The 16,647-nt window shown below is 72.1% G+C and carries 13 protein-coding genes and 1 riboswitch; of the genes, 3 read left to right on the forward strand and 10 right to left on the reverse strand.

Annotation, left to right across the window (positions count from 1 at the left end):
- Window positions 1–18 precede the first annotated feature (18 nt).
- Window positions 19–723, forward strand: coding sequence for a ZIP family metal transporter (locus ACFVJQ_RS31890; RefSeq protein ID WP_385789044.1), 705 nt, complete (start codon window positions 19–21; stop codon window positions 721–723).
- A gap of 11 nt (window positions 724–734) precedes the next feature.
- Here the strand turns inward: ACFVJQ_RS31890 and cobI are convergent, their stop codons facing one another.
- The 10 genes from cobI to ACFVJQ_RS31940 form a co-directional block, all read right to left on the reverse strand.
- Window positions 735–1,466: a precorrin-2 C(20)-methyltransferase gene (cobI, locus tag ACFVJQ_RS31895; RefSeq protein WP_385509091.1), complete on the reverse strand. Its 732-nt coding sequence runs from the start codon at window positions 1,464–1,466 to the stop codon at window positions 735–737.
- Window positions 1,463–2,920, reverse strand: a complete 1,458-nt coding sequence (locus tag ACFVJQ_RS31900; RefSeq protein WP_385789047.1) for a cobyrinate a,c-diamide synthase — start codon at window positions 2,918–2,920, stop codon at window positions 1,463–1,465. Before ACFVJQ_RS31900 ends, cobI begins: the two co-directional genes overlap by 4 nt.
- Window positions 2,914–3,513: a cob(I)yrinic acid a,c-diamide adenosyltransferase gene (gene cobO / locus ACFVJQ_RS31905; protein ID WP_385509089.1), complete on the reverse strand. Its 600-nt coding sequence runs from the start codon at window positions 3,511–3,513 to the stop codon at window positions 2,914–2,916. Before cobO ends, ACFVJQ_RS31900 begins: the two co-directional genes overlap by 7 nt.
- On the reverse strand, window positions 3,513–5,498 hold the full coding sequence (locus ACFVJQ_RS31910; RefSeq protein ID WP_385789049.1) for a putative cobaltochelatase: 1,986 nt from the start codon (window positions 5,496–5,498) through the stop codon (window positions 3,513–3,515). Before ACFVJQ_RS31910 ends, cobO begins: the two co-directional genes overlap by 1 nt.
- On the reverse strand, window positions 5,495–9,151 hold the full coding sequence (gene cobN, locus ACFVJQ_RS31915) for a cobaltochelatase subunit CobN (RefSeq protein ID WP_385789051.1): 3,657 nt from the start codon (window positions 9,149–9,151) through the stop codon (window positions 5,495–5,497). Before cobN ends, ACFVJQ_RS31910 begins: the two co-directional genes overlap by 4 nt.
- Entirely contained in the window at window positions 9,148–10,659 is a 1,512-nt protein-coding gene (locus ACFVJQ_RS31920; protein ID WP_385789053.1) for a cobyric acid synthase, read from the reverse strand. Before ACFVJQ_RS31920 ends, cobN begins: the two co-directional genes overlap by 4 nt.
- Window positions 10,656–11,600 carry a cobalamin biosynthesis protein gene (locus ACFVJQ_RS31925; protein WP_385789055.1) on the reverse strand — a complete coding sequence of 315 codons (945 nt, stop codon included), beginning with the start codon at window positions 11,598–11,600 and terminating at the stop codon, window positions 10,656–10,658. Before ACFVJQ_RS31925 ends, ACFVJQ_RS31920 begins: the two co-directional genes overlap by 4 nt.
- 105 nt (window positions 11,601–11,705) lie before the next feature.
- Window positions 11,706–11,850: riboswitch (cobalamin riboswitch) on the reverse strand.
- 109 nt (window positions 11,851–11,959) lie between these two features.
- The gene (locus ACFVJQ_RS31930; RefSeq protein WP_224735878.1) at window positions 11,960–12,181 is read right to left on the reverse strand and encodes a hypothetical protein; all 222 of its coding nucleotides are present in this window, start codon (window positions 12,179–12,181) and stop codon (window positions 11,960–11,962) included.
- 30 nt (window positions 12,182–12,211) lie between these two features.
- The gene (locus tag ACFVJQ_RS31935) at window positions 12,212–13,450 is read right to left on the reverse strand and encodes an anion permease (protein WP_385515844.1); all 1,239 of its coding nucleotides are present in this window, start codon (window positions 13,448–13,450) and stop codon (window positions 12,212–12,214) included.
- A 142-nt stretch (window positions 13,451–13,592) separates the two neighbouring features.
- Window positions 13,593–14,342: a lysozyme gene (locus tag ACFVJQ_RS31940; protein WP_385789057.1), complete on the reverse strand. Its 750-nt coding sequence runs from the start codon at window positions 14,340–14,342 to the stop codon at window positions 13,593–13,595.
- Between the two features lie 197 nt (window positions 14,343–14,539).
- Between ACFVJQ_RS31940 and ACFVJQ_RS31945 the strand changes: the two genes are divergently transcribed.
- Both ACFVJQ_RS31945 and ACFVJQ_RS31950 read left to right on the forward strand, forming a co-directional pair.
- On the forward strand, window positions 14,540–15,271 hold the full coding sequence (locus ACFVJQ_RS31945) for a class II aldolase/adducin family protein (RefSeq protein ID WP_385515846.1): 732 nt from the start codon (window positions 14,540–14,542) through the stop codon (window positions 15,269–15,271).
- A gap of 204 nt (window positions 15,272–15,475) precedes the next feature.
- Window positions 15,476–16,603 (forward strand): alpha/beta hydrolase family protein, encoded by a 1,128-nt coding sequence (locus ACFVJQ_RS31950; RefSeq protein ID WP_385515847.1) that lies wholly within the window; start codon window positions 15,476–15,478, stop codon window positions 16,601–16,603.
- Window positions 16,604–16,647 lie beyond the last annotated feature (44 nt).

Raw genomic sequence — 16,647 nt, forward strand, 5'->3', positions numbered from 1 at the left:
ATCCGATAGCAAGGGCGCATGGCTGTCTTCGTCGCGCTCGGCGCGTTCCTGATGACGCTGGCGGGCGGCTGGACGGCCCTGCGCGTCACCGCCCGCCGGCACCTGGTGCTGGGCCTGGCCGGCGGCCTGATGCTGGGCGTCGTCGGCCTGGACGTGCTGCCGGAGGCACTGGCGGCGGCGGACACCGAGCTCTACGGCGTACCGGCCGCCCTGCTCCTCTTCGTGGCCGGCTTCCTGCTGGCCCATCTGGTGCAACGCCTGCTCGCTGCCCGCCGCGCCGACCGCACCCCGGAGGTGGGCCTGACGGCGGCGGCCGCGCTGATCGGGCACAGCGCGATGGACGGCGTGGCGATCGGCGCCGCCTTCCAGGTCGGCGGCGGCATGGGCGTGGCCGTGGCGCTCGCGGTGATCGCCCACGACTTCGCGGACGGCTTCAACACGTACACCCTCACCCGCCTGTACGGGAACGCCCGCCGCAGGGCGCTGACGATGCTGTTCGCCGCCGCGGCCGCACCGGTCGCCGGCGCGGCCTCGACCCTGCTCTTCGCCATCCCGGAGCCGCTGCTCGGCGCCTACCTCGGCTTCTTCGGCGGCGCACTGCTCTACCTCGCCGCCGCCGAGATCCTGCCCGAGGCCCACCACGAACACCCCGCCCGCTCCACGCTGCTGTGCACGGTCGCGGGGGCGGCGTTCATCTGGCTGGTGGTGGGCATCGCGGAGTGAGCCCTCAAGGTTCACAACTTGCCGCCCCGCCCGCCCTCGCGCCGCGCGGGCGCGATGAGCGTCGAGAGATACGGCAGCGCAGTCCCGTCCAGCTCGCCGGCCGGCCGGACGGACTCCTCCGGCAGCCCCAGCGCCGACCCCCACACCGCCCCGTCGAGCCGCCCGCTCTCCCGCAACGCCTCCGCGACCTCGGCCGCCTGCCGCCCGAACTTGTAGGCGACGACGGTCCCGGGCCCGTTCAGCGCCTCCTTGAGCACGGCGGCCCCGGCGGTCACCGGCACCAGCGTCAGCGGCTCGGTCCCCTCCGTCAGCACGGCACCCGAGCGCGCCGCGAGATCCTGCATGGCGGTGATGCCGGGCACGGTCTCGACGACGGTCCCCGGGACCAGCTCGGCGATGGTCTGCGCGAGATAGGTGAACGTGGAGTACACGTTCGGGTCCCCGATCGTCGCGAAGGCCACGGAGGCATGCCGGGTGAGCAACCCGGCGACCCGCTCACCCGCCGCGTCCCAGGCGGCCTCGCGCCGCGCCCGGTCGCTGCGCTCGTTCAGCGCGAACACCACCCGCAGCACCTTCTCCTCGGGCACGTAGTGCAGCACGGTCGCCTCGGCGCGCCCGCGCTCACCGGTGTCCATGACCGGGACGACGACCACGTCGGCGGCGCGCAGCGCGTTGACGCCTTTGACGGTCACCAGCTCCGGGTCGCCGGGACCGACCCCGACTCCGATCAGCCTGCTGCTCATGACGTCCGGCACCTCTCCACGAACCGACGGGCCGCACCGGGCGCGGACGCCCAGTGCGTGTGCAGATAACTCGCGTGCACACCGCGCTGTACGAAGCCTTCGACGCGCCGCTCGGGCGCCCGCATCCCCCAGGCAGGGGCGGTACCGGACCCGGGCTCGACCACGGTCCGATGAAACTCGTGCCCACGCATCCGCGTCCCGGCCCCGGCGAGCACGCTGTCACTGACGGCGACGGCGTCCCGGTAGCCGAGCGTGAGCCGCTCCGACATCCGCGCCTCCGCATCGAGCGCGCCGCACATGGGCAGCCCGTCCAACTCCCGGCACAGATACAGCAGCCCGGCACACTCGGCAGCGACAGGCGCACCCGCGAGCGCAAGCTCGCCAATGGCTTTACGAAGCGGCTCGTTGGCGGACAACTCGGCGGCATACACCTCGGGAAACCCACCCCCGATGACCAACCCGCGTGTTCCTTCGGGCAGTTGCTCATCACGAAGCGGATCAAAGGCCACGACGTCGGCCCCGGCAGCGGCCAGCAGCTCACTGTGCTCGGCATAGGAAAACGTGAAGGCCTCCCCACCGGCAACAGCAACAACCAGCCCGTCTGGGGGTACCCCCTCTGGGGGAGTTTGAGGACGAGGCCCTTCGGGCCGATAGGGGGGTCTGGGGGCGCAGCCCCCAGGGTCGGGAACGGGAAGGAGCGGCGGGGGCGAGGAACCCAAGGCCTCAGCCGCATCCCAAGCCGCACCCGACAACGCTCCCGCACTCCGCGCCAACCCCAACAGCGCCTCGAGATCGCACCCACGCTCGACCTGCGCGGCCATCGCCGCCACAGCATCCACGGCCTCCGCCCGCCGCTCGGCGACCGGCACCAACCCCAGATGCCGCGACGGCGTGTCCACCCGAACCACCCGCCGCAGCACGCCGAGCACCGGCACCCCGGCCGAGTCCAGAGCATCCCGCAGCAGCAGCTCATGCCGATCGGAGCCGACCTTGTTCAGAATCACACCCCCGACCCGCACCTCCGGATCCCAGGAAGCGAACCCGTGCACCAGCGCCGCCACGGACCGGGACTGCGACGAGGCGTCGACCACGAGCACCACCGGCGCCCGCAACAGCTTCGCCACATGAGCGGTGGACGCCAGCTCACCCTCCCCCGCGGCCCCGTCGTACAACCCCATCACCCCCTCCACGACGGCGATGTCGCACCCACGCGCCCCATGCAGGAACAACGGCCCGATCAACTCCGGCCCGCACAGATACGCGTCGAGATTCCGCCCCACCCGCCCGGTCGCGAGCGCGTGATACCCGGGGTCGATGTAGTCCGGCCCCACCTTGTGCGGGGACACGGCGAGCCCCCGCGCGGCGAACGCGGCCATCAACCCCGTGGCGACGGTGGTCTTGCCGCTGCCGGACGACGGCGCGGCGATGACCAACCGGGGCACAGAAGTCACCACTCGATGCCCCTCTGGCCCTTCTGCCCGACGTCCATGGGATGCTTGACCTTGGACATGTCGGTGACGAGGTCGGCGACGTCGACCAGCTTCTCGGGCGCGTTCCGCCCGGTGATGACGACATGCTGGGTGCCCGGCCGGTCCCGCAGCACGGACACGACCTCGTCGGTGTCGACCCAGCCCCAGTGCATCGGATATGCGAACTCGTCCAGCACGTACAGCCGGTACGTCTCGGCGGCCAGGTCCCGCTTGACCTGCTCCCAGCCCTCCCGGGCCTTCTCCTCGTTGTCCATCTGGTCGTCGCGCTGCACCCACGACCACCCCTCGCCCATCTTGTGCCAGGCGACGGACCCGCCTTCCCCGGAGTCCCCGAGCACCCGCAGTGCCCGCTCCTCGCCGACCTTCCACTTGGCCGACTTCACGAACTGGAACACCCCGATCGGCCACCCCTGGTTCCAGGCGCGCAGCGCCAGCCCGAAAGCGGCGGTGGACTTGCCCTTCCCCACGCCCGTGTGCACGACGACGAGCGGCCGGTTCCGTCGCTGACGAGTCGTCAGCCCGTCGTCCGGTACGACACTCGGCTGTCCCTGCGGCATTACGCGGCCCTCCTGTTGCCCTGAACTTCCCTGACCAGCCCGGCGATCGAGTCCGCCCGCAGCTCGTCCAGCGTCACCGCCGTACCGCCCAGCTCACCCGCGAGCCGCCCGGCGAGCCCCAGCCGCACGGGCCCCGACTCGCAGTCCACGACGACCGACGCGACCTGCTCGGCCGCGAACAGCCCGGCCGCACGCGACGCCAACGCCAGCGGTTCGGGGCCACCGGTCGCCCGCCCGTCGGTCACCACCATGACGAGGGCCCGCCGCGCCGGATCCCGCAGCCGCTCCACCCGCAGCACCTCGTGTGCCTTGAGCAACCCGGCCGCGAGCGGCGTACGCCCACCCGTCGGCAGCGACTCGAGCCGGGCCGCCGCCGCGTCCACCGACGAGGTCGGCGGCAGCGCGAGGTCGGCCGCCGACCCGCGGAAGGTCACCAGCCCCACCTTGTCCCGCCGCTGGTAGGCATCGAGGAGCAGCGACAGCACGGCCCCCTTCACGGCGCCCATCCGCTGCCGCGCCGCCATCGACCCGGAGGCGTCGACCACGAACAGCACGAGGTTCCCCTCACGCCCCTCCCGTGTCGCCTGCCGCAGATCGTCCCGGCGCACCACGAGCCCCGGCCCGGACCGCCCCCGCGCCCGCTGATACGGCGCCGCGGCCTGCACCGTCGCCGCCAGATGCAGCTTGGTGAGCGCCCCGCGCGGTCGTCGGGCCCCCGTGGTCCGCCCGTGCTCGGTCCGCGCCCGCGAGCGCCGCCCGGCGGCCCCTTCGCCGATCCCGGGCACACTCAGCACCTTGGTACGGAACGGTTCGGCGGCCCGTACGGCGGACTGTTCGCCACCGCCCGACGGCCCGCCGCCCTCACCGGACTCCGGCCGGGCGCCCGTGTCACCGCCCTGCGGACCGGCGTCCGGAGCCGGCTGCCCGCCGCCGCCCCCGCCCGGCCCGCTGTCATCGGGATCGGAGTCGTCGTCGCCGGAGAACTCCTCCAGCGTCTCGTCGAGCTTGTCCTCGTCGAGCCCCGGCGCATCGAAGGGATTCCGCCTGCGCCGGTGCGGCAGCGCGAGCAGCGCCGCCTGCCGCACATCCTCCGCCAGCACATCGGTCCGCCCGGCCCACGCCGCCAGCGCGGTAGCGGTCCGCGCCATCACGATGTCGGCCCGCATGCCGTCCACCTCGAAGGCGGCACAGGTCGCCGCGATCTGCCGCAGCGCCCCGTCGCCGAGCCGCACGGAGGGCAGCAGCTCACGCGCGGCCACGATCCGCGCCCGTACGGCGGTCTCCTCGTCCGCCCACCGGGCGGCGAAACCGGCCGGATCGTCGTCGTAGGCGAGCCGCCGCCTGACGACCTCCACCCGCTGGTCCGGCTCCCGTGAGGCCGCGACCTCGACGGTCAGCCCGAACCGGTCGAGCAACTGCGGCCGCAGCTCGCCCTCTTCGGGGTTCATGGTGCCGACGAGCAGGAACCGTGCGGCATGCCGTACGGAGACACCCTCGCGCTCGACGTACGACGCGCCCATCGCCGCCGCGTCCAGCAGCAGGTCGACCAGGTGGTCGTGGAGCAGGTTGACCTCGTCGACGTACAGGATCCCGCGGTGTGCGTCGGCGAGCAGGCCGGGCTCGAAGGCCTTCACGCCCTCGGCGAGCGCCCGCTCGATGTCCAGGGCGCCGACCAGCCGGTCCTCGGAGGCGCCGACGGGCAGTTCGACCATGCGCGCCGGCCGCGACACGCCCGGCCCGGACTCGTGCGGCCCGTCCGGGCACGACGGGTCGGCAGCCGCGGGGTCGCAGGAGAAACGGCACCCGGCGACCACGGGCACCTGAGGCAGCAGCGCCGACAGCGCGCGCACCGCCGTCGACTTGGCGGTGCCCTTCTCGCCGCGCACGAGCACGCCGCCGACCGCCGGGGACACGGCGTTCAGCAGCAGCGCGAGCCGCAGATCGTCCTGGCCGACGACGGCCGTGAACGGAAACGGGGTGGTCACTTGTCCTCGCCCTCCAGGTCGCCTTCGAGCTCCAGGTAGGTGGCGCGCAGCCGCTCCAGGGTGTCCGCGTCCGGCTCGGCCCACAGCCCACGGTCGGCGGCCTCCAGCAGCCGCTCGGTGATGCCGCGCAGCGCCCACGGGTTGGACTTCTTCATGAAGTCCCGGTTCTCCGGGTCGAAGACGTACTCGGCGCTGAGCTTCTCGTACATCCAGTCGTCGACGACCCCGGCGGTGGCGTCGTAGCCGAAGAGGTAGTCGACGGTCGCCGCCATCTCGAAGGCGCCCTTGTAGCCGTGCCGCCGCATCGCCGCCATCCAGCGCGGGTTGACCACCCGGGCCCGGAAGACGCGGTGGGTCTCCTCGCCCAGGGTGCGGGTCTTCACCTGGTCGGGGGTGGCGGAGTCGCCGACGTACGCCTCGGGACTCGCGCCCGTCAGGTGGCGGACCATGGCGACCATGCCGCCGTGGTACTGGAAGTAGTCGTCGGCGTCGACGAGGTCGTGCTCACGCGTGTCGACGTTCTTCGCGGCCACGGCGATCCGCCTGAACGCCGTCTCCATGTCCCCGCGCGCCGCCCGCCCGTCGAGCCCGCGCCCGTACGCGTAGCCGCCCCACACCGCGTACACCTCGGCGAGGTCGGCGTCCGAGCGCCAGTTGCGGGCGTCGATGAGGGGGAGCAACCCCGCCCCATAGGCCCCCGGCTTCGACCCGAAGACACGGGCGGTCGCGCGCCGCCGGTCACCGTGCTCGGCGGTGTCCTCGTCGGCGTGGGCGCGGACGTAGTTCCGGTCGGCGGGCTCGTCCAGCTCGGCCACCGCCCGTACCGCGTCGTCGATGAGCCCGACGACATGCGGGAACGCGTCCCGGAAGAAGCCGGAGATGCGGACCGTGACGTCGATGCGGGGACGGCCGAGCTCGGCCAGTGGGACGATCTTGAAACCGGTGACGCGTCTCGACGCGTCGTCCCACACCGGGCGGCAGCCCAGCAGCGCGAGGATCTCGGCGATGTCGTCGCCCTGGGTGCGCATGGCGGACGTGCCCCAGACCGTCAGGCCGACGGACTTCGGGTACTCGCCGGTGTCCTGCAGATACCGCTGCACGAGCGAGTCGGCGAGTGACTGGCCGACCTCCCAGCTGAGCCTGGACGGAATGGCCTTGGGGTCGACCGAGTAGAAATTGCGGCCGGTCGGCAGGACGTTGACGAGCCCACGGGTGGGGGAGCCCGACGGGCCCGCCGGGACGTAACCGCCGTCGAGGGCCTTGAGGATGTGACCGATCTCGTCGGTGGTACGGGCGAGCCGGGGGACGACCTCGGTACAGGCGAACTCCACCACCGAGACGGCATCCGGGAGTTCGGTGCCGAGCACCTCCCGTACGAGAGCGGTGCTCTCGGAAGCCGCCCAGTCGCGGGACTCCATCCCCTCCGCGATCCGCCGGCACAGCTGCTCCAGCAGGTCGATCGCGTCGGCGGCCGTACGGGACGGCCCCTCGACCAGATCCGTCAGTTCGACCGGAACCTTCACCGGAGCCCCCGGCTCGGCGAGCAACTCCTTCTCGACCAGGCCGAAGTGGAGCGCGAGCGAGGCCCGCAGCCCCGGCAGCGCGTTCGCCTGCCCGCCCCACACCTGCGAGGCGCGCAGCACGGCGAGCACGAGGTTGACGCGCGGTTCGCCCACCGGCCCACCGCCGAGGATGTGCAGTCCGTCCCGGATCTGCACGTCCTTGATCTCGCACAGATAGCCGTCGATGTGCATGACGAACTCGTCGAACTCTTCGTCGTCCGGCTGCTCGTCGACATGCAGGTCGTGGTGCAGCTCGGCCGCCTTGACCAGCGTCCAGATCTGGGCGCGTACGGCCGGGGCTTTGGTCGGGTCCAGGTCGGAGACGAGCGCGTACTCGTCGAGCAGCTGCTCCAGCTTGGCCAGGTCGCCGTACGTGTCGGCCCGCGCCATCGGCGGCACGAGATGGTCGACGACGGTGGCGTGGCCGCGGCGCTTGGCCTGGGTGCCCTCGCCGGGGTCGTTGACGATGAACGGGTAGATCAACGGCAGATCCCCGAGGACCGCGTCCGGCGCGCACCCGCCGCTGAGCCCGAGCCCCTTGCCCGGCAGCCACTCCATCGTGCCGTGCTTGCCCATGTGCACGATCGCGTCGGCCTGGAAGGTGTTCTCCAGCCAGCGGTAGGCCGCCATGTAGTGGTGGGACGGCGGCATGTCGGGGTCGTGGTAGATGGCGATCGGGTTCTCGCCGAAGCCGCGCGGCGGCTGGATCATGACGACGACGTTCCCGAACTGGAGCGAGGCGAGGACGATGTCGTCCCCGTCGACGTACAGTGAACCCGGCGGCTCGCCCCACGCCTCCAGCATCCCGTCCCTGAGCTCCGGGTCGAGCTTGTCGAACCACGCCCGGTAGTCGGCCAGTGGCACGCGCGCGGGCGCGGCGGCCAGCTGATCCTCGGTCAGCCACTCGACGTCGTGCCCGCCGGCTTCGATGAGCCGGTGAATCAACTCGTCGCCGCCCGCGGGGTATTCGGTGAGGCCGTACCCGGCGTCCCGCAGCGCGTCCAGGACTCGTACCGCCGACGCGGGCGTGTCGAGGCCGACGGCGTTGCCGACGCGCGAGTGCTTGGTCGGGTACGCGGTGAAGACGAGCGCGAGCTTCTTCTCGGCGTTCGGCTTGTGCTTCAACCGCGCGTGCCGTACGGCGATTCCGGCGACGCGCCCGGCCCGCTCCGGGTCGGCGACGTACACGGGCACGTCGTCCGGGCCCTGCTCCTTGAAGGAGAAGGGGACGGTGACGATCCGCCCGTCGAACTCCGGGATCGCGACCTGCATCGCCGCGTCCATGGGGGAGAGGGCGGCGTCGGACTCGTCCCAGGCGGCCCGCGAGGAGGTGAGGCAAAGACCTTGCAGCACAGGGACGTCGAGCTCGGCGAGCCTGCCGACGTCCCACGACTCCTCGTCGCCGCCCGCCGACGCCTGCGAGGCGTGCGTGCCGCCGGCCGCGAGGACGGTGGCGACCAGGGCGTCGGCCTTCGACAGCAGCTCGTACAGCTCCGCGTCCGCACCGCGCAGCGAACCGCAGTACACGGGAAGGGCGTTGGCGCCCCGCGCCTCGATGGCGTCGCACAGGGTGTCCACGAAGGCGGTGTTGCCGCTCAGCTCATGGGCCCGGTAGAAGAGCACGCCGACGGTGGGACGGCCGTCGACGAAGGGACGCTCGCCGTGGACGCCGTACTCCGGCATCTTCTGCGGCTCGACGAACCCCTCGCCCGTCAGCAGCACGGTGTCGGAGAGGAACCGGGCGAGTTCGGTGAGGTTGGCGGGCCCGCCCTCGACCAGATACTTGAGCGCTTCGGCCACCACTCCGGCCGGGACGGACGACTCGGCCATCAGCTCCGCGTCCGGTACGGCCTCGCCGCCCAGCAGCACGGTCGGGATGCCCGAGGCCTTGAGCTCGGCGAGCCCGTCCTCCCAGGCCCGCTTGCCGCCCAGCAGTCGTACGACGGCGATGTCGGCGCCGTCGAGGAGCCCGGGCAGATCCTGTTCCACATCCACCCGGGTCGGATTGCCGATCCGGTACGAGGCACCGGAAGCGGCCCTGGCCGCCAGCAGATCGGTGTCGGCGGTCGACAACAACAACACAGTGCTCATGCGGGCGCTCCCGGTGGAATGAAAGGCAGTCCTTGCGGCGCGCCCGACTCGATGAGCCGCCACAGCGCGTCCGTGTCCGCGTGCTGTTCGATCAGGTCGCCGAGCCGGTCGAGCTGCTCCTCGCGCAGCGCGGCGAACGAGGTGTCGGGCGCCGGCACGAAACGGCGGCCCGCGGCGGCGGCCACCTCGCGCAGGAACGCCCGCCGGAAACCGTCCGACTCCAGCGAGCCGTGCCAGTGCGTGCCCCAGGTCTGCCCGACCCGGCAGCCGTCCAGGAAGGGATCCCCGCCTGTGATCTCGGCGACCCCATGATGGATCTCGTACCCCTCGACGGGCTCGCCGAGGGCTTCCCCCGTCGGTCGGGTGAGGGTCTTCTCCCGGGCGAACCGCACCCGTACGGGAAGGATCCCGAGCCCGTCGACATGGCCCTGCCGGCTCTCGACCTCGTCCTCGATGTGCTCGCCGAGGATCTGGAAGCCGCCGCAGATCCCGAGGACGGGCCGCTGCTCGGCGGCCCTTCGGACGATGGCCTGCGCCAGCCCCCGCTCCCGCAGCCACCGCAGGGCACGGACGGTTCCACGAGTGCCGGGGATCACCACCAGATCGGCGTCCTCGAGCTCCTCCGGCCGGTCTACGAACCGCACGACGACGCCCGGTTCGGCGGCGAGGGCGTCGACGTCGGTGAAGTTGGACATGAGGGGGATCGCGCAGACGGCGACGCGGAGCACGTCCTCGCCGACGGGAGAGGAGACCTGGGATTCCCGGACGGCTCCCCGCAGTGAGACCCGCAGCCCGTCCTCCTCGTCGATGCCGAGCCCGTGCCGGAAGGGCAGGACGCCGTACGTCCGCCGCCCGGTGAGGCTGTGCAGCATGTCGAGCCCGGGTTCGAGCAGCGACACATCCCCCCGGAATTTGTTGACCAGGAACCCGGCGACGAGCTCCTGATCCTCCGGCGAAAGAAGCGCCACGGTCCCGAAGAAGGAGGCGAAGACGCCCCCGCGGTCGATGTCACCGACCACAAGCACGGGCAGGCGCGCATTGCGCGCGATGCCCATGTTGACGATGTCGGTCCGCCGCAGATTGATCTCGGCCGGAGAGCCGGCCCCCTCACAGATCACCGCGTCATACGTGCCCCGCAACTCGGCGAGACAGTCGAGCACGGTCCCGAGGAGCTGTTGCTGCCGCCCCCCGTGGTACCCGCGCGCACTGAGCTCACCGACCGGCTTCCCGAGGAGCACCACCTGACTGCTCTGCTCACCACCGGGCTTGAGCAGCACCGGGTTCATGAGCGCGGTCGGCTCGACCCGACAGGCCTGGGCCTGCATGGCCTGAGCCCGCCCGATCTCGGCGCCTTCCCTCGTCACGAACGAATTGAGGGACATGTTCTGCGCCTTGAAGGGCGCCACCTTCACGCCTTGCCGCACCAGCCACCGGCAGATCCCGGCGGTGACGACGCTCTTGCCGGCGTCGGAGGTGGTGCCGGCGACCAGCAGACCTCCACCACTCATGACGTACGCCCCCTTGTCAGCAGCCGCCCGGCGACACAGACGCCGAGCGCGAGCAGTCCGACGCGCCGGGACAGCCGTACCGCCCGCTCCACGTCGGTGACCCGGACGGCGCGCCCCGCCGACGCGTTGAGCACGGGCCGGCGCTCGACCCGGCCCCCGTAGGACAGGGTCCCGCCCAGCCGCACCCCGAGCGCCCCCGCGAACGAGGCCTCCACCGGCCCGGCGTTGGGGCTCGGATGCCGGTCGGCGTCCGCGCGCCAGGCCCGTACGGCTCCCCGCGGATCGGGACCGGCCAGCGCGGCGAGTACGGCGGTCAGCCGGGCGCCCGGCCACCCGGCGAGGTCGTCGAGGCGGGCGGAAGCCCACCCGTACCGCAGGTACTTGGGCGACCTGTGCCCGACCATGGCGTCGAGGGTGTTCACGGCCCGGAACCCGAGCAGTCCCGGCACCCCGCCGAGGGCCCCCCACACCAGCGCCCCGACGACCGCGTCGGAGGTGTTCTCGGCCACCGACTCCACGACCGCCCGGGCGATCCCGTCCGCGTCGAGCGCCTGCGGATCCCGCCCGCACAGATGCGGCAGCCGCGCCCGCGCACCCTCCACATCACCGGCCTGCAGGGCACGGCCGATGGCCCGGGCCTCGCGGGCCAGCGACGTCCCGCCCACGACCGCCCAGGTGGCGACGCCGGTGAGGGCCACGGAGGCGGCGGGAGACGACCGTACGAGACGCGAGGCCGCGGTCCCGAGGGCTACCGCCGAGCCGGCACACACGACGGCATGCAGCGCACCCCACCCGCGGTGGTCCCGCCACAGCACCCGCTCGACCCCACCGGCGGCCCGCCCGAACGCGGCGACCGGATGTCCCCGGCGCGGATCACCGAGGAGCAGATCGCCGAGGAGACCGAGAGCGGCGCCGTACGCGAAGACGCGATCGGCACGCATCGGCTCAGCCGATCGCGGGGGCGGGCAGAAGCCGGGTACTGAACCTCAACCTCGAACGGCAGCCGAGCATCGCGATATGTCCTCACTCAGGGTGTCCACGCCCTGGTTCGACGAGACCGGCGGTGAGAGTTCCTGGCTCCCGGGGAATTTCTTCCCCGGTCACAGTGGCGGGACCGCGCCGGATTCACACCGGGCTTCCTCTCCTGCCGCCGTACATGGCCCCGGAAGTCCACCACGGGGTCGGAAGGGGCGTCAACTTGCCTGTGACCTGCGGTGCTGGAGTGTGCTGAGGCCCACACACCGACGCGCCGGGCGGCACGGGAAACCCCGTACCGCCCGGCGCGTCGGTTGAGTCAGGTTCAGGCCACGATCAGATAGATCCCGTACGCCACCGCCGCCGCACATGCCGCGAAGGCGGCGTAAGCCCCCGCGACCGCGAGCGCGGCCGAGTCGCCCTGCGCCGCCGCGCGCTCCCGGCGGGACAGGCCCGCGATACCGAGGGTGAACAGGCCCACGAGGGCCACGGTGGCCACGAGGCTGACGCCGAAGACGGAGCCGAGGGCCGCCCAGTCGATCTTCATGCTGCTTCTGCTTCCTTCGTACCTGGGGGCTCAGACGGCGGCCTGGGAAGGCGCCTGGTCCGCGGATGTGGGCTGCGCGGGGATCGTGGCCCTCAGGCCCTCGGCCGCGCCGGGTGGGGGCGTGGCCACGGCGGCCATCGCGGTCGTCACGACACCGGCCGGTTCCTCCGCCGTGTCGTTGACGTTCGTGTGGTCGACGACCTCACGCCGGGAGAGCTTCCAGATCGCGGCGCTGGAGGCGACCAGGAAGACGGCGACGAGCGCGGTGCCCCACGAGCCGAAGCCGGTCACCCACTCCGCGACGGCACCGACCAGCGCGGCGGCCGGCAGGGTCAGGCCCCAGGCGACGAACATGCGGGTGGCGGTGGACCAGCGCACGACCCCGCCCTTGCGGCCGAGACCCGCACCCATCACCGCACCGGAGACCGAGTGCGTGGTGGACAGCGAGAAGCCCAGGTGGGAGGAGGCCAGGATGACCGTCGCGGCGCTGGTCTGCGCGGCGAAGCCCTGCTGCGGCTGGAGGTCGGTCAGGCCCTTGCCCATGGTGCGGATGATGCGCCAGCCGCCGAGGTAGGTGCCGAGCGCGATGGCCAGACCGGCCGAGAGGATGACCCACATTGGGGGGTCGGAGTCGGGGGCGAGGGAGCCGCCGGCGACCAGGGCGAGGGTGATGATGCCCATGGTCTTCTGCGCGTCGTTGGTGCCGTGGGCGAGGGAGACGAGGCCGGCGGAGGCGATCTGGCCGGCCCGGTAGCCCTTCGCGGCCGCCTTGCCGTCGGCCTTCCTGCCGAGCCGGTACGTCAGCCGCGTGGCGAGCATCGCCGCGATGCCGGCCACCAGCGGGGCGGCGATCGCCGGGATCAGCACCTTGGTGACGAGCGCGTCGCCGTGCACGGCGCCCACGCCGGCCGAGGCGACGGTGGCGCCGATCAGACCGCCCATGAGGGCGTGCGAGGAGGACGACGGGAGGCCTACGAGCCAGGTCAGCAGGTTCCACAGGATCGCGCCGACGAGTGCGGCGAAGATGACCTCGGGACGTATGCCGCTCTCGTCGACCAGCCCCTTGGAGATCGTGTTGGCGACTTCCACGGAGAGGAAGGCGCCGACCAGGTTGAGGATGGCGGACATGGCCACCGCGACCTTGGGTCTGAGGGCACCGGTGGAGATGGTGGTTGCCATCGCGTTCGCGGTGTCGTGGAAACCGTTCGTGAAATCGAACGCGAGTGCGGTTACCACCACAATCGCGAGGATCAGCGAGATGCCTTCCATTTACCCAGGCAATCGTTCGAGGTCATTGGCCGGACGAACGTACGTAACCCAAGTGAACGAAAGGTGAACTGAGGGGGGCTCCCTGGTGTCGCAAGGTGGGGGCCGCCGTCCGGTCAGGGATCGACGGCCCCGTGGTGTCCGGCTACGAACCCTTTGCGAACTTCCTCAACTGGGTCGTCGAGCCGTTGAAGAGATTCTGGTCACCCGGCAGGCTGCCGCTGTTGTCGTACTGCCAGAGCGTCCAGAACGACCACCCGGCCGGGAGTGTTCCCGCGCTCGCCGAGTCGTAGCGCGCTATCCACAGTGCGTGATTGCCGGCGAAGGTGCGACTGCCGCCCGTGCAGGTGTTCCACCAGTGGGTGGTGGTGTAGATCACGGGGCGGCGGCCGGTGAGCCGCTTCACCTCGTCGCTGAAGGCCTTGATCCAGCTGACCATCTTCGCCTTGCTCAGGCCGTAGCACTTGTGCTTCTTGTCGTACGGGTTGTACTCGATGTCGAGCGCGGGTGGCAGCGTCCAGCCGTCCCCGCGCCAGGCGCCGCCGTTGCGGACGAAGTACGCCGCCTGGGCCTTGCCCGACGACTTGTTCGGCAGTGCGAAGTGGTACGCCCCGCGTATCAGGCCCGCGTTCCGCGCGCCGTTGTACTGCTGGCTGAAGTACGGGTTGCGGTACGTGGTGGACTCGGTCGCCTTGACGTAGGCGAACCGGGCGCCTTTCGACTTCGCGCTCTGCCAGTCGACGTTCTTCTGATGCGACGAGACGTCGTGCCCCTTCGGCTTGCTCGCCGCCGTGGCCGGAATCTCGGCCAGTGCGGTCCCCCCGATCGCGAGGGCCGCCACCGACGCCGCGGCGAGGCGGCTGCGATGGCGGAACGGTTTGCGGTCACGGGCCATGTTCCCCCCCGGAATGGCAACGTGCATGACAAATCCCCCCAGAGAGTACGGGAAGATCGTTGAATGCTCATCGATCTCCGGCCAAGTAGGGGTGAAGGGGGATCTGTGCTGATATGCACCCTTCCGGACGTGCCGCTTCCGCCCTACAGTGCTCCGGCGCGGCAACCGCCCGACGGCCTCCCTGGCAGGATCGCGGCATGGCGGAAAAGCGGCGGGACCAGCGGGACGTCCGGGGCGGCCGGGAGGGCGCACAGGAAGTGGGGGAGTCGCGGATGGGCGGTGTGCGGGACGAGGAGTTCCGGGCCTGGCAGGCGCTCGTGGCGACGGCCCGCCGGACCGTGACCGACGGACTGGTCGTCGGTACGTCCGGCAATGTGTCCGTACGCGTCCGGGACACGGTCCTGGTCACACCGTCGGGCGTCCCCTACGACCGGCTCACGCCGGACGACCTGACCGCCGTCGACCTCGACGGACGGCAGGTGCGCGGCACGCTCGTCCCGACGAGCGAACTGCCCATGCATCTCGCCGTGTACCGCACCACCGACGCCCGCGCCGTCGTCCACACCCACGCCGTGCACGCCACCGCCGTCTCGACGCTCGTCCGCGAGCTCCCCGCGATCCACTACATGGCCGGCGCGCTCGGCGGGCCCGTCCGGGTTGCCCCGTATGCAACGTACGGCACCGAGGAGTTGGCCGAGAACATGCTGCACGCCCTCGCCGACCGCTCCGGCTGCCTCCTCCAGAACCACGGCACCCTCACCTACGGCGCCACCCTCGACCAGGCCTACGACCGCACCGCCCAGCTCGAGTGGATGTGCCACCTCTGGCTGACCGCCTCCTCGATCCCCGGCCTGACCCCGACCCTCCTGTCCGACGACCAGCTGAGGGCGGCGGGAGAGCGGTTGCGGGGGTACGGGCAGCGGGAGTGACGCGAGCGGAGCTGCGGGCAGCCATGCCACGTAGCTGCGGGCAGTCGTGCCGCTGGGGCGGCACGGGTGGGCGCAGCGGCACCGGCATGCGCCGGTGACCGATCCCACCCCCACCCTCCACCCGCCCCCTCAACGCCCCAAGCCGCATCACCCCGAGCCCCCCTCCCACTGGCCCCCGCCGACGTCCGCCAGGACACTGGATCCGTGCGCACTGTCAAAGCGGCGGCCGCCGCCGTCACCGCGATGACCGCGGTCGGCGCCGCCGCCGTGGCCGCCGGCCGGTTCGCCAGCGGCGCCGCACTGAAGGCGCCGCCGGGCCGACCCCTGCCCACCGAACCCCGGCTCACCGTGCACGGCACGGCCGCGGGCCGCGTCACCCTCACCCGTGCCCTGGCCTCCCAGCGCCCCGGCACCTACGGCCTCTCCGGCGACGGATCCCACGCGGTCGTCGGCCCCGTCCTGGACAGCGCCCCGCACCCCGCCGACGCCGTCGTCCGCCGCCTGGAGCGCGTCACGCACGGCAGCCTGGAGCCGGGCGACAAGGTGTGGCTCACTCCCAACCTGCACATCGGCGACCCCGGCGCCGCCCTCGGTCTCGACCACACCGACATCGACGTGCCCGGTGAACTCGGCGTCCTGCCCGCCTGGTTCGTGCCCGCCGCCAGGGACATCTGGGTGATCACCGTGCACGGCCTGGGCACGACACGGGAACACCCCATGAACGTCATGGAGTTCCTGCACGGCCTCCGCTTCCCCGTGCTCGACCTCGCCTACCGCGGCGACCTCGGCGCACCCCGCCCGCCCGACGGCCTGAACCATCTCGGCGAGACCGAGTGGCGCGACCTGGACGCGGCGATCCGCTACGCCGTGCGGTACGGCGCCGAGCGGGTCGTCCTGTACGGCTGGTCGACCGGCGCCACCATGGCCCTGCGCGCCGCCGCGCACTCCGCCGACCGCGACCGCATCCGCGGCCTGGTGCTCGACTCCCCGGTCCTCAACTGGGAGGCGACGCTGCGCGCCCTGGCCGCGGCCCGGCGGATGCCCGCACCCCTGCTGCCGCTGGCCGTGCGCGCCGCCCAGGGCCGCACCGGTCTGTACGGCGACCGCATCGACGAGGCCGCCCACCCCGAACGGCTCAAGATCCCGACCCTTGTCTTCCACGGCCCCGACGACACGGTTGCCCCTTGGGCCTACTCCCGCCGACTGGCCGAACGCCGCCCCGACCTGGTCGCCCTCCACACCGTCCGGCAGGCCCCGCACAGCGCCCTGTGGAACGCCGACCCGTCGGCATACGAGGAAGCCCTCCGCCGCTTCCTGACACCGCTGATGTGAGTCCCGGCCGCGACGGTTCCGTTTAACGCCGTACCACTGTCCGG

It is taken from the genome of Streptomyces sp. NPDC127197 (assembly GCF_042672405.1).
GTDB classification, from domain to species: domain Bacteria; phylum Actinomycetota; class Actinomycetes; order Streptomycetales; family Streptomycetaceae; genus Streptomyces; species Streptomyces flavusporus.